Annotated in this window: 25 protein-coding genes; 12 read left to right on the top strand and 13 right to left on the bottom strand. The window is 59.1% G+C overall.

Annotated elements, in window-relative coordinates; genetic code table 11:
* Positions 1-131: 131 nt before the first annotated feature.
* The gene (recJ, locus tag GQA94_RS09810; RefSeq protein ID WP_158187838.1) at positions 132-1,847 is read right to left on the bottom strand and encodes a single-stranded-DNA-specific exonuclease RecJ; all 1,716 of its coding nucleotides are present in this window, start codon (positions 1,845-1,847) and stop codon (positions 132-134) included.
* Positions 1,848-2,135: 288 nt separating this feature from the next.
* Between recJ and GQA94_RS09805 the strand changes: the two genes are divergently transcribed.
* The 3 genes from GQA94_RS09805 to GQA94_RS09795 are packed head-to-tail and all read left to right on the top strand — an operon-like array spanning position 2,136 to position 4,497.
* Positions 2,136-2,885, top strand: coding sequence for a 5-oxoprolinase subunit PxpA (locus GQA94_RS09805; RefSeq protein ID WP_158187837.1), 750 nt, complete (start codon positions 2,136-2,138; stop codon positions 2,883-2,885).
* A complete protein-coding gene (pxpB, locus tag GQA94_RS09800; RefSeq protein WP_158187836.1) occupies positions 2,882-3,586 on the top strand; it encodes a 5-oxoprolinase subunit PxpB in 705 nt (234 codons plus the stop codon). Before GQA94_RS09805 ends, pxpB begins: the two co-directional genes overlap by 4 nt.
* Positions 3,583-4,497 carry a biotin-dependent carboxyltransferase family protein gene (locus GQA94_RS09795; RefSeq protein WP_158187835.1) on the top strand — a complete coding sequence of 305 codons (915 nt, stop codon included), beginning with the start codon at positions 3,583-3,585 and terminating at the stop codon, positions 4,495-4,497. The genes pxpB and GQA94_RS09795 overlap by 4 nt, the downstream gene beginning before the upstream one ends.
* Positions 4,498-4,569: 72 nt before the next feature.
* Here the strand turns inward: GQA94_RS09795 and GQA94_RS09790 are convergent, their stop codons facing one another.
* Complete coding sequence (locus GQA94_RS09790; protein ID WP_158187834.1) at positions 4,570-5,112, bottom strand: YaeQ family protein; 543 nt, start codon at positions 5,110-5,112, stop codon at positions 4,570-4,572.
* Between the two features lie 264 nt (positions 5,113-5,376).
* Here GQA94_RS09790 and GQA94_RS09785 point away from each other — a divergent pair, with 264 nt between their 5' ends.
* Complete coding sequence (locus GQA94_RS09785) at positions 5,377-5,595, top strand: bacterioferritin-associated ferredoxin (RefSeq protein ID WP_158187833.1); 219 nt, start codon at positions 5,377-5,379, stop codon at positions 5,593-5,595.
* A gap of 194 nt (positions 5,596-5,789) precedes the next feature.
* Positions 5,790-6,260 carry a bacterioferritin gene (gene bfr, locus GQA94_RS09780; protein WP_158187832.1) on the top strand — a complete coding sequence of 157 codons (471 nt, stop codon included), beginning with the start codon at positions 5,790-5,792 and terminating at the stop codon, positions 6,258-6,260.
* A gap of 153 nt (positions 6,261-6,413) precedes the next feature.
* On the opposite strand, the gene grxD is transcribed toward bfr, so the two are convergent.
* Positions 6,414-6,740 carry a Grx4 family monothiol glutaredoxin gene (gene grxD, locus GQA94_RS09775; RefSeq protein WP_158187831.1) on the bottom strand — a complete coding sequence of 109 codons (327 nt, stop codon included), beginning with the start codon at positions 6,738-6,740 and terminating at the stop codon, positions 6,414-6,416.
* A 272-nt stretch (positions 6,741-7,012) separates the two neighbouring features.
* Between grxD and argF the strand changes: the two genes are divergently transcribed.
* Together argF and GQA94_RS09765 are read left to right on the top strand one after the other, a co-directional pair.
* A complete protein-coding gene (argF, locus tag GQA94_RS09770) occupies positions 7,013-7,933 on the top strand; it encodes an ornithine carbamoyltransferase (protein WP_158187830.1) in 921 nt (306 codons plus the stop codon).
* Positions 7,930-9,039, top strand: coding sequence for an ABC transporter ATP-binding protein (locus GQA94_RS09765; protein ID WP_158187829.1), 1,110 nt, complete (start codon positions 7,930-7,932; stop codon positions 9,037-9,039). The genes argF and GQA94_RS09765 overlap by 4 nt, the downstream gene beginning before the upstream one ends.
* Before the next feature lie 19 nt (positions 9,040-9,058).
* Here GQA94_RS09765 and tadA read toward each other — a convergent pair whose 3' ends face one another.
* Together tadA and GQA94_RS09755 are read right to left on the bottom strand one after the other, a co-directional pair.
* Positions 9,059-9,577, bottom strand: coding sequence for a tRNA adenosine(34) deaminase TadA (tadA, locus tag GQA94_RS09760; protein WP_158187828.1), 519 nt, complete (start codon positions 9,575-9,577; stop codon positions 9,059-9,061).
* A gap of 61 nt (positions 9,578-9,638) precedes the next feature.
* Positions 9,639-11,009 carry a multicopper oxidase family protein gene (locus GQA94_RS09755; RefSeq protein WP_158187827.1) on the bottom strand — a complete coding sequence of 457 codons (1,371 nt, stop codon included), beginning with the start codon at positions 11,007-11,009 and terminating at the stop codon, positions 9,639-9,641.
* A gap of 202 nt (positions 11,010-11,211) precedes the next feature.
* Here GQA94_RS09755 and GQA94_RS09750 point away from each other — a divergent pair, with 202 nt between their 5' ends.
* The gene (locus tag GQA94_RS09750) at positions 11,212-12,039 is read left to right on the top strand and encodes a DUF1206 domain-containing protein (RefSeq protein WP_158187826.1); all 828 of its coding nucleotides are present in this window, start codon (positions 11,212-11,214) and stop codon (positions 12,037-12,039) included.
* A 94-nt stretch (positions 12,040-12,133) separates the two neighbouring features.
* Here the strand turns inward: GQA94_RS09750 and GQA94_RS09745 are convergent, their stop codons facing one another.
* From GQA94_RS09745 to GQA94_RS09710, 8 genes are all read right to left on the bottom strand, one after another.
* Positions 12,134-13,039, bottom strand: a complete 906-nt coding sequence (locus tag GQA94_RS09745; protein WP_199270123.1) for an alpha/beta fold hydrolase — start codon at positions 13,037-13,039, stop codon at positions 12,134-12,136.
* A gap of 153 nt (positions 13,040-13,192) precedes the next feature.
* A complete protein-coding gene (locus tag GQA94_RS09740) occupies positions 13,193-14,005 on the bottom strand; it encodes a class II aldolase/adducin family protein (RefSeq protein WP_158187824.1) in 813 nt (270 codons plus the stop codon).
* Between the two features lie 172 nt (positions 14,006-14,177).
* A complete protein-coding gene (locus tag GQA94_RS09735) occupies positions 14,178-15,440 on the bottom strand; it encodes a TRAP transporter large permease (RefSeq protein ID WP_158187823.1) in 1,263 nt (420 codons plus the stop codon).
* A 10-nt stretch (positions 15,441-15,450) separates the two neighbouring features.
* A complete protein-coding gene (locus GQA94_RS09730; protein WP_158187822.1) occupies positions 15,451-15,957 on the bottom strand; it encodes a TRAP transporter small permease in 507 nt (168 codons plus the stop codon).
* 56 nt (positions 15,958-16,013) lie between these two features.
* Positions 16,014-17,012, bottom strand: coding sequence for a TRAP transporter substrate-binding protein (locus tag GQA94_RS09725; protein WP_158187821.1), 999 nt, complete (start codon positions 17,010-17,012; stop codon positions 16,014-16,016).
* A gap of 305 nt (positions 17,013-17,317) precedes the next feature.
* Positions 17,318-18,229, bottom strand: a complete 912-nt coding sequence (locus tag GQA94_RS09720) for a LysR family transcriptional regulator (RefSeq protein WP_158187820.1) — start codon at positions 18,227-18,229, stop codon at positions 17,318-17,320.
* A gap of 331 nt (positions 18,230-18,560) precedes the next feature.
* Complete coding sequence (locus GQA94_RS09715; RefSeq protein WP_158187819.1) at positions 18,561-19,031, bottom strand: MaoC/PaaZ C-terminal domain-containing protein; 471 nt, start codon at positions 19,029-19,031, stop codon at positions 18,561-18,563.
* A 56-nt stretch (positions 19,032-19,087) separates the two neighbouring features.
* Positions 19,088-19,858: an enoyl-CoA hydratase-related protein gene (locus tag GQA94_RS09710; protein WP_158187818.1), complete on the bottom strand. Its 771-nt coding sequence runs from the start codon at positions 19,856-19,858 to the stop codon at positions 19,088-19,090.
* Positions 19,859-20,302: 444 nt separating this feature from the next.
* Here GQA94_RS09710 and GQA94_RS09705 point away from each other — a divergent pair, with 444 nt between their 5' ends.
* From GQA94_RS09705 to GQA94_RS09690, 4 genes are all read left to right on the top strand, one after another.
* Positions 20,303-21,370 carry an AraC family transcriptional regulator gene (locus tag GQA94_RS09705; RefSeq protein ID WP_233270233.1) on the top strand — a complete coding sequence of 356 codons (1,068 nt, stop codon included), beginning with the start codon at positions 20,303-20,305 and terminating at the stop codon, positions 21,368-21,370.
* A 329-nt stretch (positions 21,371-21,699) separates the two neighbouring features.
* Positions 21,700-23,088 carry an MFS transporter gene (locus GQA94_RS09700; RefSeq protein ID WP_158187817.1) on the top strand — a complete coding sequence of 463 codons (1,389 nt, stop codon included), beginning with the start codon at positions 21,700-21,702 and terminating at the stop codon, positions 23,086-23,088.
* Positions 23,089-23,096: 8 nt separating this feature from the next.
* Positions 23,097-23,837, top strand: a complete 741-nt coding sequence (locus GQA94_RS09695; protein WP_233270232.1) for a nitroreductase — start codon at positions 23,097-23,099, stop codon at positions 23,835-23,837.
* Positions 23,834-25,486 (top strand): AMP-binding protein, encoded by a 1,653-nt coding sequence (locus tag GQA94_RS09690; protein ID WP_158187815.1) that lies wholly within the window; start codon positions 23,834-23,836, stop codon positions 25,484-25,486. Before GQA94_RS09695 ends, GQA94_RS09690 begins: the two co-directional genes overlap by 4 nt.
* Positions 25,487-25,598 lie beyond the last annotated feature (112 nt).

The following is a 25,598-nucleotide window of genomic DNA, read 5'->3' as shown; positions in this document are numbered from 1 at the left end:
CTAGGCCTCCTGTGAGACGGCAACAATCAATCACGGCATAGCAAATGTAGGCCGATTCAGATCACCGATCTTGCGATGGGCGACCAGCCAGCGTGCCCGCACAGAGGGTTCCGCCGATCTCTCGCAGTCGCTTAACGCGCTGCGATATGCGCCACCAGCAGTTGCACGCTTTCGCGACCTCGGAATTCGTTGACGTCCAGCTTGTAGGCCAGGTCCGCCCAGCGCACGTTGGGGTTGGGCCAAGTCTCGCGGTCGATGTTGAAGGCAATGCCATCCAGTGTCAGCGAGCCGCACTCGCTCTTGAGCACCATCTTCAGGTGTTTCTCACCGACGAGGCGCTGCTGCACCAACTGGAATACCCCGTGAAAGAGCGGCTCGGGAAAATGCTGGCCCCAGGGCCCGGCGTTGCGCAGCGCCTTGGCCAGCTCCAGATGAAATTCCTCGATGCTCAACTGGCCGTCAGTGAGCAGACGCCCGGTGAGATCGTCCTCACACAGTTGCCGGCGTACCTCGGCATCGAACGCAGCGGCAAAGGCCGCGAAGTGCTCCTGCGGCAGTGACAGCCCCGCCGCCATCGCGTGGCCACCGAATTTGCTGATCAGGCCCGGATGGCGCGCCGCCACGGCGTCCAGCGCATCACGGATGTGGAAACCCGCGACCGAGCGCGCCGAGCCCTTGAGCACGCCCTCTCCGGCATCGGCGAAGGCGATGGTCGGACGGTGGTAACGCTCCTTCAACCGCGAGGCCAGGATCCCGATGACGCCCTGATGCCAGTCCGGCTCGAACAGGCAGAGACCGAACGGCATGTCCTGCAACGACAAGTCCTTGAGCTGAGCCAGCGCCTCGCGCTGCATGCCCTGCTCGATGCCCTTGCGGTCCTGGTTGAGTTGATCCAGTTGCACCGCCATGTCCCGTGCCAGCGCTTCGTCGTCGCAGAGCAGACACTCGATGCCCAGTGCCATGTCATCCAGCCGTCCCGCTGCATTCAGGCGTGGGCCGAGAATGAAGCCCAGGTCGATGGAGGTGATCCGCCGATGATCGCGGCCCGCAACGTCGAGAATCGCCCGCAGCCCCGGGCGGGCCCGACCGGCGCGAATCCGCGCGAGCCCTTGATGGACCAGGATGCGGTTGTTGGCATCGAGCGGCACCACGTCGGCCACGCTGCCCAGAGCGACCAGATCCAGCAGTTCCCCCAGATTCGGTTCTGCCCAGCCATTGCGGGCGAACCAGCCCGACTCGCGCAGCCGGGCGCGCAAGGCCAGCAGCACGTAGAAAATCACCCCGACGCCGGCGATGCACTTGCTCGGAAAGGCACATTCGGGCTGATTCGGATTGACGATGGCATCCGCCGCCGGCAACGCCGGCCCCGGCAGATGGTGGTCGGTCACCAGTACCTTGAGCCCGGCCGCCTTCGCCGCCGCTACACCCTCGACACTGGAAATACCGTTATCGACGGTCACCAGCAGGTCGGGCTGCCGTTCGAGCGCCACGGCGACGATTTCCGGCGTCAGGCCATAGCCGTATTCGAAGCGGTTGGGCACCAGATAGTCCACGTGGGCCGCACCCAACTGGCGCAGCCCCAGTACGCCGACCGTGCTGGCCGTGGCGCCATCGGCATCGAAATCGCCGACGAAGAGGATGCGCTGGCGCTTTTCCAGCGCCTCGACCAGCAGCGTCACCGCTGCATCGATGCCCTTGAGTTGGCCATACGGAATCAAACGCGCCAGGCCCTTGTCCAGCTCCGCCACCGACTGCACACCGCGCGCCGCGTAAAGGCGCGTCAGCAAGGGCGGCAAGTCGCCCAGATCAGGCAACAATTCAGGCAGCGGGCGGGGTTCTATGCGCATCGGGCGGTATCCGGTCGTGGGGTCATTCAGAAGGGCTGTCGCCGCGTGCAGCCTGGCGCTCGGGCAAGATGAGTCGTCCTGCAGGCGCGCATTTTCGCGCTGAGCGGGTGAGCCGGCTCGGCTTGCTCCCCAGGCTGAATCGAGCCGCAAAGCATACAACAATGCACATCCGCGGGCCGATAAAAGCACGCGTGCCATCTATCGAATCAATCGCATCACCGATGCTTTATCATCATTTTTTTCAGCGCCTGTTCCAGCCCCTTCGGGACGTCCGCAACAGAGGAACCCATGAACGCCCTACTTCTGAATTGCGATATCGGCGAGAGCTTTGGTGCCTGGCGCATGGGCCTGGACGCGGAGGTCATGCCGTTCATCGACTGCGCCAATATCGCCTGCGGTTTCCATGCCTCGGACCCGCAGATCATGCGGCGCACGGTGGCGCTGGCCACCCAACACGATGTCAGGATCGGCGCGCACCCGGCGTATCCCGATCTGGTCGGCTTCGGCCGTCGCTCCATGGCGTGCAGCCCGGATGAAGTGGAAAACATGCTGCTTTATCAGATCGGCGCGCTGGACGGTATCTGCCGAGCCGAAGGCACCCAGGTTCGGTATGTCAAACCCCATGGCGCCCTGTACAACGACATGATGCGCCAGCCGGAACTGCTGCGTGCGGCAATGAGCGCCATCGTGGCCTATGCGCCGTCGCTGCCACTGATGCTGATGTCCACTCGCGACAACAGCGCCAGCCAGGCCATGGCCGATGAGTTGGGCGTGAGCTTGTGGTTCGAGGTATTCGCCGACCGCGCCTACGACCCCACTGGCAGGCTGGTGTCCCGCGCCCTGCCCGGCGCCGTTCATCACGACGCCGATACGATCATCGCCCAGGCACTGAGACTGGCCAAGAGCGAGCCGCTGACCGCAAGCGACGGCAGCGCGCTGACGTTGCGCGCCGACACGCTCTGCGTACATGGCGACAACGCCGGCTCGATCACCGCCGTCCAGCGCATTCGTCAGGCACTGCAGGGCCTGACGGCGTGACGCCACGAATCGAAGTGGTCGGCATCGACAGCCTGATGCTGCGCCTGTTCGAGGACATCGACGAAGCCCACATGCCCTGGCTGCTGGCCGCTGCCAGACGCCTGCGCGAAGCCTTCGGCCCCGCCCTGCTCGACCTGGTTCCGTCCTATACCACCGTGCTGGTGCAATACGACCTACGGCAGCTCGACGACCGCCAGGCGCGCGCGTGCATGGCCCAGGCGCTGCAAGGTCTGGAGCCAGAACTCACCGGCGAGGCGCGCGAGTTGCACATCCCGGTGTGGTACGACCCCTGCGTCGGGCCCGAACTCGAGGCGCTCGGCCAGCGCAGCGGTCTCGGCGTATCCGGTGTGATCGAATGCCACAGCAGCCGCCTCTATCACGTGTTTGCCCTGGGCTTCGCACCGGGATTCGCCTTCATGGGGCTGGTCGATGAGTGCCTCGCCACACCGCGCCTGATGACGCCGCGCCAACAGGTGCCGGCGGGCAGTCTGGGCATCGCTGACCGCCAGACGGCCATCTACCCGCTCGTATCGCCCGGCGGCTGGAACCTGATCGGTCGCAGCCCAACCCGCTTGTTCGACCGAGAAATGGACGGCTACAGCCTCTTGCAGCCCGGTGATCGCGTGCGTTTCCAGCCCATCGAGCGCGCCGAATTCGTCCGCCTCGGCGGCGACGACAGTCCGTTTGCGGTGATGCCATGAGCCTGCTGATCGAACGCAGTGGCGCGCTGGCCAGCCTGCAGGACGGCGGCAGGTTCGGCGTTCGTCACCTGGGCGTCACCCAGGGCGGTGCCGCGGACTGGGTATCCCAGGCCTGGGCCAACTGGTTGCTGGGCAACCCACTGCAAGCCGCCACGGTGGAGATCACCCTGGGCAGTTTCGTGCTGCTCGCCGAGTCCGACGGCTGCCTGGCGCTATGCGGTGCCGACCTTGGCGCCACGCTGGATGATCAGCCCCTCGCGCCAGGGCGCAGCTTCAGCATCCGCAAAGGCCAACGCCTGAGCGTTGCCCAGCCACGCCAAGGCGTGCGCGCCTACCTTGCCGCGCCCGGCGGGTTCATCGCGCCGCAACTGCTGGGCAGCTGCGCCACGGTGCGCCGTGAAGGCCTGGGTGGACTGCACGGAGACGGCCGACCGCTGGCGCCGGGTGATCGATTGAGCTGGAGCGCCGCTCCGCCACAGCCGCGCGCGATGAATGCCAGCCACGCACTACCACTGTCGATGCCGGATGCGTTGTCGGTGATAGTGGGCGCGCAAATCGGTGATTTCGGCGGGCAAAGCCTGTTCGACGCGTTCAACTGTGTGTGGACAGTGGATCAGCGCGCCGACCGCATGGGCGTCCGCCTGCTCGGGCCGGCGCTGCGAAGCTCGCGTCAGTCGATGATTTCCGAAGGCGTTCCGCTGGGCGCCATCCAGGTTCCGCCGGATGGCCAGCCCATCGTGCTGCTCAACGACCGACAGACCATTGGTGGCTATCCGCGGCTCGGCGCGCTGACGCCGCTGGCCATCGCCCAGCTGGCCCAATGCAAGCCAGGGACGACCCTTCGGCTCAGGCCCATCACGCTGGAATGCGCTCAACGCCAGCAACGCGAACTGCTGAGTCGCTGGCAGTAGACGACTCCGCGGCCCGGCCCGTCATATCGCCCTGCATCGGCGGCTTTCGGTGCGAAAGCCAGTGGACCAGGGCTATCCGCGCTCGCCGATCAGCCATTCGAGCGGCACTTCATGCTGGCCACGCTCGTCGGTGATGAACAGCCCGCCCTCGCTGATCATCACGCTCCAGCTGATGGCTCGCGGCAGATCGCGGGCGATGGTTTCCAGCGCCTGTTGGTCTACCGCCACCACATTGATTTTCTTCAGGCTGCGCACGCTGTCGAGCACCTTCGTCTGCCAGACCCGGAGATTGCCGTAGGCAACCAGACTGAATCGCTCGGCTCGACGCGAGCACCAGGTAATGCGCTCGGCATCGGGCTGGCCCACCTCGATCCAGTGCAGCACGCGGTCATCCAGGCTCTTTTCCCACAGCGCTGGCTCGTCTACATCCGATAGCCCCCGGCCGAACGCCAGCTGCTCGTCGTACCAGAGCACGTAAGCGATCAACCGCGCAGCCAGTCGCTCCTCGGTTTCCGATGGGTGGCGGGCAACGGTGAAACGCAGGTCTTGATAAACATGCCGATCAAGATCGGTGAGGTTGATCTCGACCTTATAAGGCGTGGCTTGCAGGGCCATGACGGCTCCAGATGCAGAAAAAGGGGACGCAGTTTAGCGCATCGCGCGCGTGGACCTTCAGCCCAATTGGCCGTGCGCGCGGCCGGTACACCGCAGCCTTGCAGAGCGATACCACGGGACGCCCGCCGATGGCCCGCTGCGAACGACAGTGGCCCTGGCCAATACATCCATTTCTGAAACGCAGACTACCCGACGAGTGTTCTTTGACAATCATTATCATTCTGTTTAGCATCTCAACCATCACAGACCCAACGGGTAGTCCTTATGTACGTGTGTCTTTGCCAGGGTGTTACCGACGGCCAGATCCGTGAAGCCATTTACGAAGGCTGCTGCAGCTATCGTGAGGTACGCGACGCCACCGGCGTAGCCACCCAGTGCGGCAAATGTGCATGCGTCGCCAAGCAAGTCGTCCGCGAGACACTGAGCAACGTCCAGGGCGCCCAGGCTTCCCTTGCCTATCCGGCCAGTTTCGTTCCCGCCTGAGAACCGAAGCGCGCAGCCGGGCTGAGCCCGGCTTTTTTCTGTCCGCAAATCAACGTCTTGCTTGCCAGTCGCGGAACAGACGTATTCTTATTCGTTTTACCCTTTTGCATTCAATGACTTAGGTTTGACAGTCCGCTGGATCGTGGCCAGACTGATCGCATCAGACGTACTCGAATTCGAAGCAGGACACCGACATGAAAGGCGACAGGCTAGTCATTCAGCACCTCAACAAGATCCTTGGCAATGAGCTGGTCGCCATCAACCAGTACTTTCTGCACGCCCGCATGTATGAGGATTGGGGGCTCGGCAAGCTCGGCAAGCATGAATACGATGAATCCATCGACGAGATGAAGCATGCCGACAAGCTGATCAAACGCATCCTGTTTCTCGAAGGGCTGCCCAACCTCCAGGACCTCGGCAAGCTCCTGATCGGCGAAAACACGCGTGAAATGCTCGATTGCGATCTCAAGCTCGAACAAGGCGGTGTGCAGGATCTGAAGGTCGCCATCGCCTACTGCGAGAGCGTCGGCGACTACGGCAGCCGCGAGTTGCTGGAAGACATCCTCGAGTCCGAGGAAGAACACATCGACTGGCTGGAGACCCAACTGAGCCTGATCGACAAGGTTGGTATGGAAAACTACCTGCAGTCCCAGATGGACGACTGAGCCTTCTGCCTGCAATGAAACGGGAGCCATTGGCTCCCGTTTTCGTTTCGGCGCCGAATAGCCCAGCGCGCGACCCTTGCCCCTCGCCCGCTACGAGCGGCATGCAGGCATAAAAAAACCCGCCGATGCGGCGGGTTCAGAATAAGCGTGCGATCAGACGCCGGCCTTCTGGACGGCTTCCTTGATCAGCGGTTGCAGTTCACCTTTCTCGAACATTTCCAGAATGATATCGCTGCCACCGACCAGCTCACCACTGACCCACAATTGCGGGAACGTTGGCCAGTTGGCGTATTTCGGCAGATTGGCCCGGATTTCGGGGTTCTGCAGGATGTCGACGTAGGCGAACTTCTCGCCGCAGCCCATCACCGCCTGCGTCGCGCGAGCGGAGAAGCCGCATTGCGGGGCGTTGGGCGAGCCTTTCATGTATAGCAGCACCGGGTTCTTTTCGATCTGCTCTTTGATGGTTTCGATGATATCCATGGGGCACCTCGGCTAGTCACGGTTGGCGCGCATTGTACAGGAACAGCGCCCTAAAAGCCGAGTCACGGAGTCGGCTTTTCTCCCGAGGTACAGCCGAACGCTCGCTTGTGGGGCAGCTTTCCGACGCGCTGAGCCCGATTTGCGCCCGCGAAGGCTTTCTGGATAAGATCGCGCCTTTCCCGTTTCGTCGCTTCTGTTGCGACCCCTGTCGTAGGCCCTTCTTTTTCCCCGAAAAACCTCTGGCCTCGATTGCGGCAATAAAGGTAGTTGATATGAGCGCAAGGCATTTTCTCTCACTGATGGATTGCACGCCCCAGGAGTTGCTCGGCCTGGTTCGTCGCGGCATCGAGCTGAAGGATCTGCGCGAGCGCGGCGTTCTGTTCGAGCCGTTGAAGAACCGGGTGCTGGGAATGATTTTCGAGAAGGCCTCGACCCGCACGCGGCTGTCCTTCGAGGCCGGAATGATCCAGCTGGGCGGCCAGGCGATCTTCCTTTCGCCCCGTGATACCCAGCTGGGGCGTGGCGAGCCGATCAGCGACTCGGCCATCGTCATGTCGAGCATGCTCGATGCGGTGATGATCCGCACCTTCGCCCACGCCACGCTGACCGAGTTCGCGGCGCACTCCTCGGTGCCGGTCATCAATGGCCTGTCGGACGACCTGCATCCCTGCCAACTGATGGCTGACATGCAGACCTTCCATGAGCATCGCGGCAGCATCGCCGGCAAGACGGTGGCCTGGGTCGGTGACGGCAACAACATGTGCAACTCCTATATGGAAGCGGCGATCCAGTTCGATTTCCAGCTGCGTATCGCCTGTCCCGAAGGCTACGAACCCGAAGCCGACCTGCTGGCCAAGGCCGGTGACCGGGTCCGGGTCGTGCGCGACCCTCGGGAAGCGGTTGCCGGCGCTCATCTGATCAGCACCGATGTCTGGGCCTCCATGGGTCAGGAAGACGAAGTCGCCGCGCGTATCGCCACCTTCCGCCCGTATCAGGTCGACCGCGCCCTGCTCGATCAGGCAGCCGAGGACGTGCTGTTCATGCACTGCCTGCCGGCCCACCGCGGCGAGGAAATCAGCCACGATCTGCTGGACGACCCACGCTCGGTCGCCTGGGCCCAGGCGGAGAACCGCCTGCACGTACAGAAGGCGCTGCTCGAGTTCCTGGTCGAGCCGGCCTACCACCACGCATGAGCCCCCAAACGCTCCTGCACCTGCGCAACCTGGACTGCGGCTATGGCGGCCAGAATGTCGTGCAGAATCTCAATCTGCACCTCAATCGCGGCGACATTGGCTGCCTGCTGGGCCCGTCTGGCTGCGGCAAGACCACGACCCTACGGGCCATTGCCGGTTTCGAACACGTCAGCGAAGGCGAAATCCAGCTGGGCGACGCCGTTCTATCGCGACGCGGCTTCACCCTCGCGCCGGAAAAACGCCGCATCGGCATGGTTTTCCAGGACTACGCTCTGTTCCCGCACCTCACGGTGGCGGAAAACATCGGCTTCGGCATCGGTAAACATCCGCAGAAGCAGCGCATCGTTCGCGAAATGCTCGAACTGGTGCACCTGGCACAGCTGAGCAAGCGTTACCCGCACGAGCTGTCGGGCGGCCAGCAACAACGCGTCGCCCTCGCCCGCGCGCTGGCGCCCGAACCAGAACTGTTGTTGCTCGACGAACCGTTCTCAAACCTCGATGGTGACCTGCGACGTCGGCTGAGCCACGAAGTGCGCGATATCCTGAAGACCCGTGGCACCAGCGCCATTCTCGTCACTCACGATCAGGAAGAAGCCTTCGCCGTCAGCGATCAGGTGGGAGTCTTCAAGGATGGTCGGCTCGAGCAGTGGGACACACCGTACAACCTCTACCACGAGCCGCTGACGCCCTTCGTCGCCAGCTTCATCGGTCAGGGCTATTTCATTCGCGGTCAGTTGATCGACCCGGAGACGGTGCAGACCGAACTGGGGGTCATTCGCGGAAACCGGGCCTATACCATGCCAGCCGGCAGCTCGGTCGACGTTCTGCTGCGCCCGGATGACATCATCTACGCACCGCAAAGCGCGCTCAAGGCACTGATCGTCGGCAAGACATTCCTCGGCGCCTCGACCCTGTACCGCCTGAAACTGCCGACCGGCAATCTGCTCGAGGGAATCTTCCCCAGCCATGCCGATTATCCGACCGGCCAGGAAGTGGGGATCGGCGTCGCCGCCGACCATCTGGTGGTGTTTCCAGCACAGGGCAGCGTCGCCGCCCACGAAAAACTGCCCGAAGCAGGCGTGCGGCGCTACAGCAGCAGCGTCTGACCGGAAGGCGCCTCGCCAGTCACTCGCCCATCTCGTCTTGCAACGCATCGCCCGCCCGCGCCTTGAGCCGTCGCGCGCGAAAGAACTCACTCAGGATCGCGCTGCAGGCATCAGCCATGACGCCGCCCTCGACCAGCACGCGGTGGTTGAGAAACGCCTCGGAAAAGAACTGCCCGCGACTGATCGCCACGCCAGCCTTGGGCTCGGTAGCCCCGTATACCACCCGTTGAACGCGCGAATGCACGATCAGCCCCGCACACATGCTGCAGGGCTCCAGCGTTACGTACAGCGTACTGTCGGGAAGTCGATAGTTACCGACGCGCGCCGCCGCCTCACGGATCGCGACCATCTCGGCGTGGGCGCTGGGGTCGTGGCGGGAGATCGGACAGTTGAAGCCTCGACCGACGACTTCGCCGTGCTGTACCACCACAGCACCCACCGGAACCTCGCCCGCCCGCGCCCCTTCGGCGGCAAGCGCCAAGGCTTGTTGCATGAAGAACTCGTCCAGGGAACGGTCGATGATCACGGGTCTTTTCATTAACAATCCAACTTAACCGCAGAAGAGGCTCGCTTTTCGTTCAGTGCCGTGCAGCCTGCCCTCAGACCACTTCGATCGCCGCCATCAGGCCGGTTTCCATGTGATCGATGACGTGGCAATGAAACATCCAGACGCCGGGATTATCCGCTACCAGAGCGATCCGGGCGGTTTCATTCTTGCCCAACAGATAGGTATCGGTGAACCAGGGGTTGATTTTACGGCGATTGGACGAAATGACCTTGAAGGTCATCCCATGCAAATGAATCGGATGTTGATACTGACTGAGGTTGCGCAATTCGAAGATGTAGTGACCGTCCTTTTTCAGCGTCGCGATGGGTCGATCCGCGCAGGTCTTGTCATTGATGTCCCACGCCTGGCCATTGACCTGCCAGAAGGTGAAGGCCTCGCCCTGCCCCGTGTCACTGGACAGCGTGCCGGCCCACTCGAAGTTGAAACGCAGGGTTTCGGCCTGCTCCAGATCCGGCTCGGCGACCGGGTTGGCCGGCAGCGCCGCCGGCCACGCGCCCTCGGCCTCGCTGCTGCCCACCGACTCGAGCGTGGCGAGCCGCAGGGGGCCGTTGCGCAACGACAGCTGTTCGCCGACGGGCGGAACCTTGAGCGCGAGGTCCAGCCGCATGCCCGGTCCCAGCCAGTATTCCTTGCCGAGCGGCCGGGGCTTGACCGGATTGCCATCGAGCGCATAGATGCGCGCTTCGCCGCCCGACAGATTCAGGCGATAGGTCAGGGTGTTGTCCAGATTCAGGATGCGTAAGCGCACCACCTGCCCGGCAGGTAGTCGCAGCGTTGGCGCATGCTCGCCGTTGACGCTTGAGAGCACGCCCGGCGTGCCGCCGCGCGCGGCCTCGCGCGGTACGCTGAATGCGGTGAAGCCGCCCTGCTTGTCGACGTGCCAGCTCTTCAGGCTCAGCGTGCGCTCGTGGCGGAAACCGCTCGGCTCGCGCTCCTCGACGATCAGCGGCCCGACCAAACCGCGGCCCAGTTGCTCAGCGCTGGTGGTGTGCGGGTGATACCAGAAACTGCCCGCATCGGGCACTTGGAACAGGTAATCGAAGGATTCACCGGGCAACACCGGCAATTGCGATACATAGGGTACGCCATCCATGTTCAGCGGCAACCGGATGCCATGCCAGTGAATGGTCGTTGGCTCCGGCAGATGATTGACGAATCGCACCCGCAGCCAATCGCCCTGGCGCGCGCGCAGCTCGAGACCAGGCGCCTGCCCACCATAGCCCCAGGCAGGCGTCTGGTGGCCAGCGACCAGTTCCATGTCCAGCGGCGCGGCGATCAGTTCGTAGTCATGGGTAAGCGCATCGGTCGGACGCCCGAGCCAGTAGCGCACACCGCCACCCACGATGCCCAGCACCCCCAGGCCGGCCAGGCCGGCCAACATCTTTCTTCGCGTAAAGCTCATCGTGAATCCCATTGAAAAACAGCTACGAGCGACCTGGGCTTGCAGCAGAAAGGAATAGGTCGCATTTGCGTCATGCTACAGCTTCCCAACGTTCCGGACATCCGAAGTCGTCACCGCCTCGCCGTGCACGCATCGAACCCTCTCCGGCGGGGCCCGTCTACTGATTGACCGTCATCAGAAAGCCGACAGGAGGCTCCTCCCCATGCATACCCATGCAGCCCACGCCAAAGGCGACGTCAGCACCGGTATCGTCTGGCTCGCCCGAAGCGGCTATGCGGCACGCGGTGTCGTCTATCTCATCGTCGGCGCGTTTGCCTTCCTTGCCGGCATCGGCAGCGGCGACACCGTGGGCACCAAAGGCGCCATTCAGCAATTGTTGGGGCAACCCTTCGGCGCTACCTTGCTCTGGATCATGGTCGTCGGACTTGTGGCTTATGTCGCTTGGCGCCTGACTCAGGCAATCTCCGACCCGGAGGGTCATGGCACCGATGCCAAAGGCCTGCTGATACGCGCGGGGCTGATCGGCAGCGCCGTGGCCTATACCCTCCTGACGCTCTTCACGCTTGGCCTGCTCGGCAGTTCCATAGGCGACTCGTCCGGTGGTGGGGGTGGCGGCGATTTTCTCTCCGGCCTGCTTGGCTGGAAATACTCCAACTACCTGGTCTATGTGGTCGCCCTGGTTCCGCTGGGAGTGGGAATCGCCCATATCATCAAGGGCTGGAAAGCGAAGTTCGAAAAGTACTTCTATGCCGGTGAACACATCATGCGCTGGGTCCGACCGATCTCGCGGGCCGGCCTGGTCGCGCGAGGCGTCGCCTTCCTGATCGTCGCCGGCATGCTGTTCAGCGGCGGCGCCCGCTACGAACCCACCGACCCTCCGGGCCTGGAAGATGCGCTCAATGCGCTGCAAAGCTTGCCATTCGGTGCCTTCTGGTTGTCGCTGGTCGGTCTCGGGCTCGTGGCCTTCGCCGCCTACAGCTTTTCCGAAGCGATCTGGCGTCGTATCGACATGCCAGCCGTCTTTCACTGACCAGCCACCCCTTGAAACGGAAGCCCCGGCAGTGCCGGGGCTTCATTGTTCAACGATTCGACTGGTGGATCACTTCCACTGGTTCAGCAAGCGCTTAATCGATAGCCAGGCTAATAACCGCGTCTGAGAAAACTACAGGCGCTTCCTGCGGATAGTTATGACCAACACCGGGCGCCTTAACTAACTTACGGAGTGCAGCGAAGCGTTCTATATGAAAATCAAGTTGTGGCGGAGTGACACCGTCCTCTTCGCCCTCAATAACCACTGCAGGAACAATAATCTCTGGCAACTCGGCCAACTTTGACTCAATCAATGAGTAACCTGGGTCGCCAGTAACAAGCCCAAAACGATGACGATACGAGTGAGTAACCACATCAACAAAATCAGGATTATCGAATGATTTGGCTGTGAGCGAGAATTCCTCTTTTGAAAAATCCCAAGTCGGCGACCAACTACGCCAGAGCAAATGACAAAATTCATCACGATACTTCTTTAGCCCTTCGTATCCTCTAGCACTATGGAGATAATATTGATACCAAAGAAGCTTCTCCGCTTCAGGAGCAGCAGGAAACGCGGCATGGCGAATTGATTGAATATTATAGCCGGTACCGCAACTGACTAATCCCCGTACACGTTCAGGCCAGAGCGCAGATACAACACAAGCGGCTCTACCCCCCCAATCATAACCAGCCAGGATTGGATTGCTGATATCCAGAGCATCCATGAATGAAATCAAATCAGCACCAAGTGCCGCCTGCTCGCCGGATCGGACTGTGTCGGCATCAATAAAACGTGTCGGGCCGAAACCACGCAGGTATGGAACGAAGCAACGCATCCCTAGTGCAGTTAGTCTCTCAACAACTTTTTCATAGGCTCTAACATCATATGGAAACCCGTGTAGCAGAATCACTGAACTACCATTGACCGGACCAACGTCCAGATACGCTACGTCCAACACGCCAGCTCTGATTGTTTTCAATGATTCTTCCTCGGGAACCATTATTAATTACGGACCCTTGATGTGGACGGGCCTGTCTGGGCAGATCTCTCGAAGATTGTAGGCTCTGTGTAGCCGCTCAAAATTGGAGGAGCACAACATTCCTGCCAACTGTGCCGAGGCGGACCCAATGCCGGTTCCGCCTCGGCCAGCCTGTCAATCGAACATGTCTGGGCTGCGCTGTACCAGCTGTTCCCAGATGGGCTGGAAGTGCAGCCATCCAATATATTCGCTGCCCACATGCTCACGGCTATAGCGCGCCCGCTCAGGTGATACGAAGGTGGGCTTCAGGCCGCTTGCCTCAATCATCAGTTGCTGCTGGCAGCAGCGTTCCAGCGCGATGAACCAGAACGCTGCCGATTCGATGCTGTGGCGGCTGGCTGTCAGCAGGCCGTGGTTCTGGTGAATCGCCGCCTTGACGCCCCTGAATGCCTTCGCCACGTTCGAGCCGGCGTGATTTTCCACTGCAACAGCCCCAGCTTCGTCGCCAATGATCACATGGTCTTCAAAGAATGCACAGGCGTCTTGGGTAATCGGTTCGATCGGGCGTCCCAAGGCAGCAAACGCAGTGCCGTAGACTGAGTGGGCATGGCACATGGCGATAATGTCCGGGTGCTCTTCATGCACGTTGGCATGCAGGATGAAGCCGGCCCGGTTGACCGCGTAGTCGCCTTCCACTACTGCTCCGACATGATCGACCAGAATGAGATTCGATACCTTTACCTGATCGAAGTGCACGGCCATCGGGTTCGTCCAGTACAGCTCCGGCCGTTCCGGGTCTCGCACTGTCAGATGACCAGCGAAGCCGTAATCCAAGCCGTGCAAGGCAAAGGCGCGACAAGCTGCGACCAGCCTTTCTTTGCGGTGCTGCCGCTCGTCAGCATGGTTCGAGAACTGCGGCAACTGCGGAAATTTCAGTCCTTCCTGTTCGGGCTGATAAATAGATACTCTATTCCCAAGCGCAACCATTTTAATACTCCAGTCATAGGTGGTTATTTCAGGCTAATTTAATTACTCCAGGCGCGACAAAGTTAAGCGCACATAGCTTTCCCTTCAATATCACTTTTGCAATAACTAATATTCATCGGGGCGATGATTAGGCGTTATGCGCAGCCTGAACGGGGCTGCGCATGGCCGGAAGCTAACCAAATACCGAAAGCAGGCCCGGGACGAAGATGAAAAAGACTAGAAGAGCTGTATAAAGAAATAAGTAAGGAACGGTGCTTCTACAGACTTCTTCAAAACGTCTATCTGTCAGGTTTGTGGCAATGAATAAATTCAGACCCACGGGAGGCGTTATCTGACCGACCGCAACGGCGATCACAATATATACACCGAAAAAGATCGGATCGATTCCAAGGCTGTGAACAACCGGTAGCAGCGTCGGCGTGACGAGGATTATTGCCGCAACATTGTCCAGGAACGTACCGAGGAATAGCAGCATAGCCAGAATTATCAGCATTATGACGATGGGGCTGTCCGAAAAGCCGATCAATCCCGCGGCAAGCGACTGCGGCACGTTTTCTGACGTCAGGATGTAGGTGAAAACATTGGATGTGCCAATCAGGAACAAAATGGTTGCGGTGACTTCGACGGTTTTCTTGCTGACGTTAAACACGCTTTTCAACGTCAGGTTGCGGTACCAATAGAAACCCACCAGCAGGCCGTACGCACTGGCCACTGCGGCCGATTCCGTTGGGGTGAAGGCTCCGGAATAGATGCCGCCGAGGATAATCAACGGCATCGCGAGTGCGATCAGGCTGTCGCGGAATATTTTCACGGCCTCGGCCATGGGTACCGGCTCGCTGCCCAAATAACCCTTGCGCTTGGCTATGTAGTAGTTCACTCCCATCAGCCCGGCCGAAATGATCAGCGCGGGAATAATGCCGCTGAGAAACAGGTCTCCGATCGAAACGCCTGCGACAACGCCATAAAGCACCATGGTGATGCTGGGCGGTACCACCAACCCGAGAATGCCCGAGGCTGCGACCACTGCGGCGGAGTCTGCCTGGTCATATCCGCGCTTGGCCATCGCCGGGATCATCACTGAGCCGATCGCCGCCGTAGTGGCGTTCGCCGATCCAGAGATGGCGCCGAAAATCGCGGATGAGCCTGTAGCTACGAGCGACAGCCCGCCTTTGTAACGGCCAAGGAATACTGATGCCAAGGCCACCAGCCGGTCCGATATCCTGGCCTCAGACATGAGGTAGCCGGCAAAAAGGAACAGCGGAATCGCCATCAGCGCAAACACATCCAGTCCGGAGTACATCCGCTGCACTATCAGCAGCATCGGCATATCGGTGAACAGCAATAGCGAGAGGATGGAGGCTGCAGCCAGGGCGAACGCGATTGGCACGCCGACGAAGATCAGTACAAAGAAAGCTAGAAAAAGTGTAACGACCATTTAATGCCCCTCAAGACGTGCTTTCTTGTTCCGGGGGCCTGACTGCGCCTTTGGAACTCGATACTTGCCGAATCAGTGATGCAAGTGCGTAAAAGAGCATCAAAGCTCCGCCAATAGGAAACGCGTAGACGATAAGGCCCTTTGGAATTTGCAGGGCAGGCGTCGTCTGCATCATGGTGCGTTGGGCCAGTTCGGATCCTTTGACTATCAACAAAAGTGAAATGGCGCCGATGGACAATAGGTGGAGAAGCGCGGCGGCTTTCCTGAGTAACGCTGGAAGTCTGTGGTAGAAGTAATCGATGGCCATGTGCGAGCGGTTACCGACCGCCACGGCGCTGCCCAGCATCACGATGTAGATCAATATCGCCCGGGCCGCCTCTTCGGACCCCGTAAGCGGACTGTTTAATACATATCGGTAAAATACCTGTAGGCAAACCAGTGCCGTCATGACGAGGAACAGTGCCGCGGCAAGCCCCGTCAGGATGCTGGTAAATTTGGTCATGGCTTTGGTCAACATGCGCAGCCCCTCAAGGCAAGAAACGGCGCTTCCCCCGTTCCTCGCCTAGCACCTGATTAGTTGGTTTTGACGACCGCATCGATCAGGTCGGGACCGAACACCTCGCGGTATTTAGCGATGACCGGCGCGGTTGCTTCTACGAAGGGAGCCTTATCCACATCGTTGACCTGCATACCCATCTCTTCGATTTGCTGCCACTGGCTGGCCTCTTCATCGAGCACCATCTTGGTATGCACTGCCGCTAGTTCGTTGCCCGTTTTAAGCAAGACTTCCTGGTATTCCGCCGGCAACTGCTCTAGCAGGCCCTTGTTGATCAGGACGGGGGAAGACAGGTAGATGTGCCCGGTCCTTGAAGCGAATTTCTGCACTTCATAGAACTTCTGGGTGAGGATGTGCGCCGGCGGGTTTTCTTGCCCGTCAATGACACCCAGTTGCAGCGCCGAATAGAGTTCGGTGAAAGCGATTGGCGTGGCGTTGGCACCGAGAGAGCGGAACGTTTCAACGAAGATTGGCCCTTCAGGCACGCGAATCTTCATTCCTTTCAGGTCTTCTGGCTTGGTAATGGGTTGCTTGGAGTTGGTGATGTGGCGGAAACCATTCTCCCACCACCCCACCACCACGGCGCCTTGCGCCTCGACCTTCTTGGAAAGGGCGGCACCTATCTCACCATCAAGTACCTTGCGTACGTGATCCGAATCCCGGAACAGGAAAGGAAGGTTAATCATTCCCGCTTCGCGGACAGTATTGGAAAGCACAGCGTCAGAGGTGAGCACCATGTCGTTGGTGCCGATGAAAGTACCTTCGACCAGTTCCACCTGCTTGCCAAGCGAGTCGGAGGGATACACCTTGATTTTCACATGACCGCCGGTTCGCTCATCCACCAACTGAGCGTAACGCTCGGAGATTTTCTGGAAGTGATGCTCGGGCGACCCTGTGTGTCCAAGGCGAATATTGAACACTTTGTCACTTTGCGCATGGGCGACTGTGTGACCAAAAGCGATTGATAGGGAAATGCCAATCAAGGCTACGACGCGGGAGGCTTTATTTTTGTACATTATTTTTAGTCCTTATTATTGTCGGGAATCATCAGAGCCAGGCTGGATACCTTGGCACGCGTTCGAATGCTTTCCTCTTTGTTATACGAAGTTTCGTCTGTGAATGGTAATTATTATTTTTAACGGCCGCGCCATGCGCGACCTTTTATAAGCCATGCAGGGACTAGCAGAGTATACTTCCTGTCAGCGCTGGCAGAGCGCCGAACAGCCTCTTATTATTTTGGTTTCAATTTATAGGTATTACTCGGCGAGCGTCAACATAGCCTATCTAATAATAATTATTGCTGACAGCTATATATGGCCCGTTAACTCGTCCACGGAGGGGTGGCGAACACGTCAACTAGATAGTCGACGAAGCTCCGAGTCCGCGGCAGAACCTCACGTTCAGGCAGAAACACCGCATGAATGGCGGTATCGTCATGCACGCGATAGCGGTCGAGTAGCGAAACAAGCGAGCCGCGCCTGATGGCCGGCAAGGCGAGGTGCTCTGCCAGGCGCATGATGCCCACCCCGGCGGTGCAGAGCTCGAATAGGGTTTGTCCACTGGTGCTCTGGAAGTTGCCTTTGACCTGCAACGTGTGAAGGTTGCCGTCTTCCATGAATGGCCATCTGTTCAGATGATCAAGGGGGCCTTCCCACAAGAGGCAGTTATGACCGTTAAGGTCTTGTGGCCTTCCAGGTTGCCCGTGAGCCTCTAAATAGCGTGGCGCGGCAACTACGATCCGTTGAAGATCGCATAGCTTGCGGCTCCGCAAAGATGAATCGACTAGCCGGCCCATCCGGATCGCAACATCCACATTTTCTTCGATCAGGTTGGCGATCGAGTCTGACAGCGCCAGATGAATCACGACCGAAGGATGCTGAGCCAGAAAATCAGGCAGCCGTGGCACGACCTGATCCAACCCGAAAGCCAACGGCGCGCTGATTCGCAGATCGCCGCTGGCTTGTGACCGAGCGGCGGAAATCTCTGCTTCGGCCTGCTCGATGTCATCAAGTATCCGCCTGCACGATGCCAGGAAACTCTCTCCTTCCCCTGTCAGCCGCCGGCCACGTGTCGAGCGGTGCAACAAGCGTACCCCCAGACGGTCTTCCAGACGTGTAATGGTTTGGCTGACGAAGGGTTGGCTAAGGCCCAGAACGTGCGCCGCCGCGGTAAACCCCCCGGCGTCGACCACCGCCTTGAATACCCGCATTTCGAGGAGTCTGTTGTCCTTCATTCGGGTTAGTTCTCCTCAGTAAGCACCGTCAGCGCCTCGTTGATTTAGCCACGGAAACAACCGGATCAGCCGACCCGCCGTGACCATATGGCAAAAATACTGGCAAAGATAGCCGTCTGGCGTTGTGGACGCGCGGGAGGCGGTTGCCTGGGTTGAAGTCGACCCGGAGGAAGTGGTCGAGTATGCGCCATCGTTTTGCAGCAGAAAGCTCATAGAACGGAACAGTTTGAAATCACCAAACTAATCCGGGCGGCGTTAAAGGCCTGGATACCTTAAGCCTGCCTTGAGGTGGGGATTGCCTATTTCCGAGCTTCGTTCTGCTTTGAAAAGCTCAAGCAACTCCATCGAAGAGTCCTCGCATGATCAGTATCGCTGTCTCGTAGACGAGAACTACCCTTGTGTCTTCCGCAGATACCTCAATTTTAAACTCCGCCCAGCCGCGGTCATCCTTCGAGAAATGCGGAGCCGCGTTTATGACCTCCGCTTTTAGCCGGAGCATGTCACCATGCATAACTGGGCTCAGCAGGCGAAAGTTATCCATGCGGCCGCCCGCAACGACATGCGTTCGCAGCAGAAATGCATCGCATAGCATGCGCTGCGCCATACCCCACGTCTGCACCCCGCTTGCACAATGAACGCCGAGAGGCGTGTTTGGCGCCTGATCGGGATAGATATGAATATCGAGAGGATCATATTTGAGGGCAAACTCGACTATTTCGTCTCGTTCTACAGGATGATCACGCTGAGCGCTCCAGGATCTCCCAAGCGTGAAATGCTCCCAGTACAGTATTTTTTCTATCATGCCTGCTCGCTCGAATCATGGTGAAAGGGCTTATTGCTGCGCTAGGCTCGCAAGAGCTATGGGCGGAATCTGGCCGTTCTTTTGTCGACAAATGCCCTCATTCCTTCCTTCTGGTCTGAGGTGGCGAAAACCGAATGGAACATTCTGCGCTCGAATCGGAGCCCCTCAGCCAGAGCACCCTCGTCCACTCGATTGATGCATTCCTTGATCATCATCACTGCGGTACGAGACTGTGACGCTAGGCGGCTTGCGGCTGCCAGGCTTACGGCCTGAAGCTCTCCTAAAGGAACGACCCTGGCGACTACGCCACAACGCTCGGCCTCTGCTGCATCAATGATTCGCCCCGTGAGGGTCATCTCCATTGCCTTGGCGCGCCCCGCTAACCGTGCGAGCCGCTGTGTCCCACCAGCGCCCGGGATGACGCCGAGCTTGACCTCAGGCAACCCAAAGCGAGCATTCTCGGCGGCAATGATGAAGTCGCACATCAGAGCCAGTTCGAACCCCCCACCCAAGGCATGCCCAGCAACAGCAGCTATGATCGGTTTGCGCCGCTGCGCCACCCGATCCAGACGGCTGAGGTAGTCATCCAGATAGGTTTCCGGATAGCAGAGTTCGGACATCTCTTTTACGTCCGCACCGGCTGCAAATACTTTGTCGCCGCCTGTGATAAGAATGCATCCAATCGTTGGCGACCGCTCACAGTAATCCAGCGCCGTGCTTAGTTCATCGATTAAAGCCGTATTTATTGCATTGAGGGCTTCGGGGCGATTCAGTGTTATCAGGCCAATGCCATCGAGCTCATCAGTTAGAAGAGTCTGGTAATTCATGAAAGGCAACTCCAGGGAGAAAAATGATTGGGGCATAAGCTACTGATAAAAGCCACGTGTGGTCGCTGGTTGCTGCAATCGCCGACTAGAGTCGTTTTACTTCGCTGCCATTCGCAACTGCGCACACAAGCATTGGCATTGACTCTTCTGAGCGAATCAAGCGACGCGCTCCTTAGCCTATGGCGCGTTGGTTTTCCCTGCAGACCGGGCGGCACGTTGGCCGAAAGCGTAGTTATGTTGGCGTTCAGCGGCCGAGGCCACAATGTTCAAAAGCCTCAGCAGGCCTGAACGGTTTGGACAAACTCTCGGTTATGCCAAACCCACTCAGGGCTGGAGGGTGGTATTCCGACGTCCTTTGGGTTGACAGGCAATACCGCCAACCGGGAACGTATTGCGCACCCGTAAAGGCAGAGACCCGGCCGCGGGCTGACCGACCACGTGGATATGGATCAACCCAATCGGGTTACGGTGCAGGACGGAGAAAATATGGTGCTCGTCCCGGACAAGGGAACTACATCAATTGGCCTGGTGCATGAAGCACTCCATGGCGCACTCCAGCGTGGCGTGGATGTTTCGTCTGCTCTGCAGCAAGCCGGCATCGAACCGGCATTGCTTGCCGCCCCGCAAGCCCGAGTCTCCGCTACGGCCTTTTCGCGCCTGTGGGTGGCGCTGTCGGATCTGCTCGATGACGAGTTCTTCGGCATCGACACGCATCCCATGCGTCGAGGAAGCTTCCGGGCCATGTGTCACCTGGCCATCGGATGCGACTCGCTGGAGCAGGCCTTGCGCCGGATATTGTCCTTTTTGAGGCTGGTATTGGACGACGTTCACGGGGAGCTTCAGCTGGAGGGAGGGTCGGCCCATATCATCATCCGCGACCATGGCATCAAGCGAAGGCTGTACTGCTGCGGCACATGGCTGATACTCGTTCATGGGCTCCTGTGCTGGCTCGGGAACAGGCGCATTCCGCTCCAGGAACTTTGTTTACGCCCCTCAAGACCCGACGACGACAGCGACTACCGAATGCGCTTCTGTGAAGAAATTCACTTCGACGCACCTGTTTCGATGGTTCGTTTCGACTGCAGTTATCTGAACCTCAAGGTAGCTCAGACACCTGCCAGCCTGGCCACTTTCCTCAAGGAGTCTCCGGCGACCCTTCTTGTGAAGTACCGCAATGACGAGAGCATAAGTGCCCAAATCAGGCAGCGCCTGCGAGAGAAGAGTCCTGATCAGTGGCCTGAGCTGGACCAGCTCGCCAAGATGTTGACCATGTCCAATTCCACTCTTCAACGGAGGCTCCAGGCCGAGGGTATTAGTTACCAACGCCTGAAGGACAATCTTAGGCGCGACATGGCGATAAATCTCTTATGCCAAGCCGATCTCACCGTCTCGGACATAGCTGCACAGACCGGTTTCCAGGAAACCAGTGCCTTCCATAGAGCGTTCAAGAAATGGACCGGTGTAAGCCCCGGTGCCTACCGGCGCTCTCATGCTGACGACGCCGCCGATTAGCTGAACGCAATCCAGCTCAACTGATCGGCCCAACCCTTTTCAGCAGGTGAGCAATCACCCAGCGAATCCCGCTGCATCCGTCGCGGTGCATTTGGTTTCGCCGCCGAAGTGTCCAGACCGGTCAATCACAACGATGCCCCAGGGCATAGGCCGCACCGGCGGGACCTCCTACGATCTGTCGCAGGTTGCCCTAGCACTCCGCATGCCCAGCAAACCGAATCTACGATGAGGTGCGATCGAGCGCGCGCGAAGCCCCAGAGGCCGGCACACCTAGTGACGCAGATAGATGTGCACTTCACAAACAAGAACAAGATTGAAGGAGACACGATATGCAATCGGTGAACGTATATGCGCTCGCGGCAGAATCAAAATTCAACCGCTTCCATGGCCGCGTCCTGTTTTGGTGCGTGCTCATCCTGATCATTGATGGCTATGACCTTGCCGTCGTAGGCGCGGCTCTACCGGCCATCATGCAGGACATGAACGTCGATCCGACCAGCGCAGGAATCATGGCTGGATCCGCACTGTTCGGTACGATGCTAGGCGCCATGTTTCTTGGAACACTGGCTGACCGTATAGGGCGTCCGAAGATGATCGCGGTGTGCGTAGCGCTGTTCAGCATCTTCACAGCCGCGGCTGGCCTGACAAACGATCCCATCAGCTTCAGCGTTACACGCTTCATTGCCGGCCTCGGTATCGGTGGAGTGTTACCTGTCTGCACCGCTCAGATGGGTGAGTTTTCACCGTTGAAACTCCGCACCCGGCTAGTGACCCTTGTCTTCGCCGGATATTCGGTCGGTGGCATTCTCGTAGCACTGACTGCCAAGCAGCTCATCGAGAGCCATGGTTGGCAGTGGGTGTTCTACGTAGCAGGGCTACCCGTACTCTTGATCCCTTTCATCCTCAAAACCATGCCGGAGTCCATCGGCTTCCTTCTCAAAAATCGGCGTGAAGATGAGCTCCGTCAGATTGCCAGAAAGATCGAGCCAACACTTGCCATAAGCGACGACACGGAGATGAGAGGGAATCCTGCGATTCAGGGTAAGGAAGAGACTCCGATCCGTAATCTTTTCAAGGATGGCCGTGGCTTCAGCACAGTGATGATCTGGGCTGCATTCATGACTGGCCTGTTCATGGTGTATGCGCTGAATTCCTGGCTAACCAAGTTAATGGCTATGGCCGGCTTCAGTCTCGGCTCGGCACTGAACTTCGTAATCGTCTTCAACGTAGGAGCTATCGTCGGGGCCGTTGGCGGTGGCTGGCTCAGCGACAAGCTGAACATCAAGCACGTGCTGGTCAGCTTCTACATCGTCGGGGCCATTGCTCTCACCTGTTTAGCCTATACCCGATCGCCGACCCTCCTCTTCCCGGTCGTCTTCATCGTCGGGGCATCCACGCTCGGAACTCAACTGTTGGCTTACGCCTACGCCGGCGATTTCTATCCTTCCACCATCCGTTCGACGGGCGTTGGCTTCGCTTCTGGGGTAGGCCGTATCGGGGCTATCGTTGCGCCCGTACTTATTGGCTGGTTGGTCTCGCTGAATCTGCCTCTCGAGCAGAACTTCTTAGCCATCAGTCTGGCAGGCCTGATCGGAGCGGCGGCGGTGACCATGATCAATCAGTCGCGAGCTGATTCCACCCAAGTAAAAAATGCACTTGAACTGTCGCGCCGACAACAACCGACCGGCAGCCCCGCTGCTCATCGAAACAGCCTGTAGGAATGAACATGAACCGCTTATCGCAACCGCCACTCTCGCCGGATCTCATGAGCCAGGCGGTTGATTGGGCGATTACAACTCGACGCAGCATCAGAGCGTTCCTGCCCACCGCCGTGCCCCGCGAAGAGATTGAATCGATCCTTGATGTTGCGCGCTTCAGTGCCACTGGCGTGAACATGCAGCCGTGGCGTGTTCATGTCGTTACTGGCGATATGAAGGATCGCCTTTCTCTCGCCATCGCTGATATCGACAGCAATCCGTCATTGAGCATGAGCCTGGACGATCCCTACGAATACTACCCGCGCGAGTGGGTGGCTCCGTACGTCGATCGAAGGAGAAAGGTGGGTTGGGAGCTCTATGGCTTGCTGGGTATTGCAAAGGGCGACAAACAACGCATGCATGAGCAACACGGCCGTAACTATCGGTTCTTCGATGCCCCGGTGGGGCTGCTCTTCACCATTGACCGGGTGCTCCAGGAAGGGAGCCTGCTCGACTATGGAATGTTCTTGCAAAGCGTGATGGTCGCGGCGCGTGGAAGAGGTCTGCACACATGCCCACAGGCTGCGTTTCTGAAGTACCACAACGTTATTGCAGAGATCCTCTCCATCCCGCCCGAACAAATGCTGGTGTGCGGTATGAGTCTTGGATATGCCGATGAAACCAGCATCGAAAACACGCTCGTTACAGACCGTGAGCCGGTCAACGCGTTCGCCACTTTTCATCACAATAATAAGGAGACAGTCCCATGAAACCTGGTGCTTATGAAAGCGGGCTCGGCCGCTGCGCTGCTAATCATCTACCGCTAACTCCTCTCGGATTTCTCGACCGCGCCGCGGTTGTGCATCCGAACCGGGCTGCGGTAATCCACGGCGACCTAAGCCGGACATGGGCCGAAACTCGCGAGCGCTGCTATCGCCTGGCTTCAGCGCTCAGCAAGAAGGGCATGGGTCCTGGAGATACCGTCTCCATCTTGTCACCCAATACGCCGGCGATGCTGGAAGCGCATTATGGCGTGCCTCTGTCCGGCGCAATCCTGAATACGATTAATCACCGACTCGACGCCGAGGGTGTTGCATTCATCCTGCAGCATGGGGAATGCAAACTGCTGCTGGTGGATCGCGAATTTGCTGGCGTCGCCGCAGCAGCGCTGGAGCTTCTGGAAAACCGCCCCATGGTGATCGATATCAACGACCACCTGGCACCGATGGGCCTCCCGATCGGCGACATTGATTATGAAACGCTGCTCGCCGATGGCGATCCGCAATTTGAAGGCATATGGCCGAGCGATGAGTGGCAGCCGATTGCGCTGAACTACACCTCAGGCACCACAGGGGACCCCAAGGGCGTAGTAGCGAGCCATCGGGGCACATACTTGATGAGCATGTTGCAGATGACCAACTGGCCACTGGTTCGTGCTCCTCGATATCTGTGGACGCTCCCCATGTTCCATGCAAACGGCTGGTGCTTCACCTGGGCAATCACGGCAGCGGCGGGCACCCATGTCTGCCTGCGTAAAGTATCGGCAGACTCCGTGTTCGAGGCCATTGAGTGCCATGGCGTCGATCATTTTTGTGCGGCCCCCATTGTGATGGCAATGATCGCTAACGTAGCGGGCCGCCAACCGTTGGCAAAGCCGGTTCGCGTACTGACTGCAGGCTCGCCTCCGCCCGCGACTGTGCTCAGCGCCGTCCTATCGCTAGGCTTCGACGTCGACCATGTCTATGGAATAACCGAGGTTTCCGGAACGCCCGTCAGCTGCGTCTGGCAAGACGGTTGGAGCGACCTGCCGATCAATGAACAGGGACCCCTTCGGGTACGCCAAGGGGCTCGCGCCGCCGCCTTTGAAAGTCTGATGGTCGCGGACCCGGAATCTCTGGAACCGGTGCCCCATGACGGACACACGACGGGGGAGCTTCTGCTTCGAGGAAATACCACCATGATGGGTTATTTGAAAAACGAAAGCGCCACCTCCAAAGCATTCGCGGGTGGCTGGTTCCACACTGGCGATGTCGCTGTGGTTCACGAGAATGGCTATGTGCAAATTACCGACCGGTGCAAAGATGTCATCATCTCGGGCGGTGAGAATATTTCTTCCATCGAGGTGGAGGAAACGATCCACTGTCACCCAGCCGTGTTGCATGCGGCCGTCGTTGCTCAACCCGACGATAAGTGGGGTGAGGTGCCGTGCGCTTTCATCGAACTCAAGGTTGGCGTCGAAACACCCAGCGAAGCGGAATTGATTGCCTTCTGCCAGTCGCGCTTGGCACGCTTCAAATGCCCGCGCCGAGTCATCTTTACTGAGCTGCCCAAGACGGCTACCGGTAAGATCCAGAAGTTTCTGCTTCGGGAGAAAGCTGGCAGCCGCGACGCAATCGTCCGGCTAGCATCAGGTTGCTAACGGGATTGCGAGATCGCCTCTAGGTCGGTGTCGGTCAGCATCGAGGTTTTCCCTCGTGTTCAGGACGGCTTTTACCGTCAAAGGTCAGGAGACCTGCTGATGCCGGGAAAGC

The organism is Stutzerimonas stutzeri, assembly GCF_009789555.1.
Taxonomy (GTDB): Bacteria; Pseudomonadota; Gammaproteobacteria; order Pseudomonadales; family Pseudomonadaceae; genus Stutzerimonas; species Stutzerimonas stutzeri_R.
The sequence above is the reverse complement of the archived record's forward strand: the minus strand, read 5'-3'. Positions and strand labels throughout refer to the sequence as shown.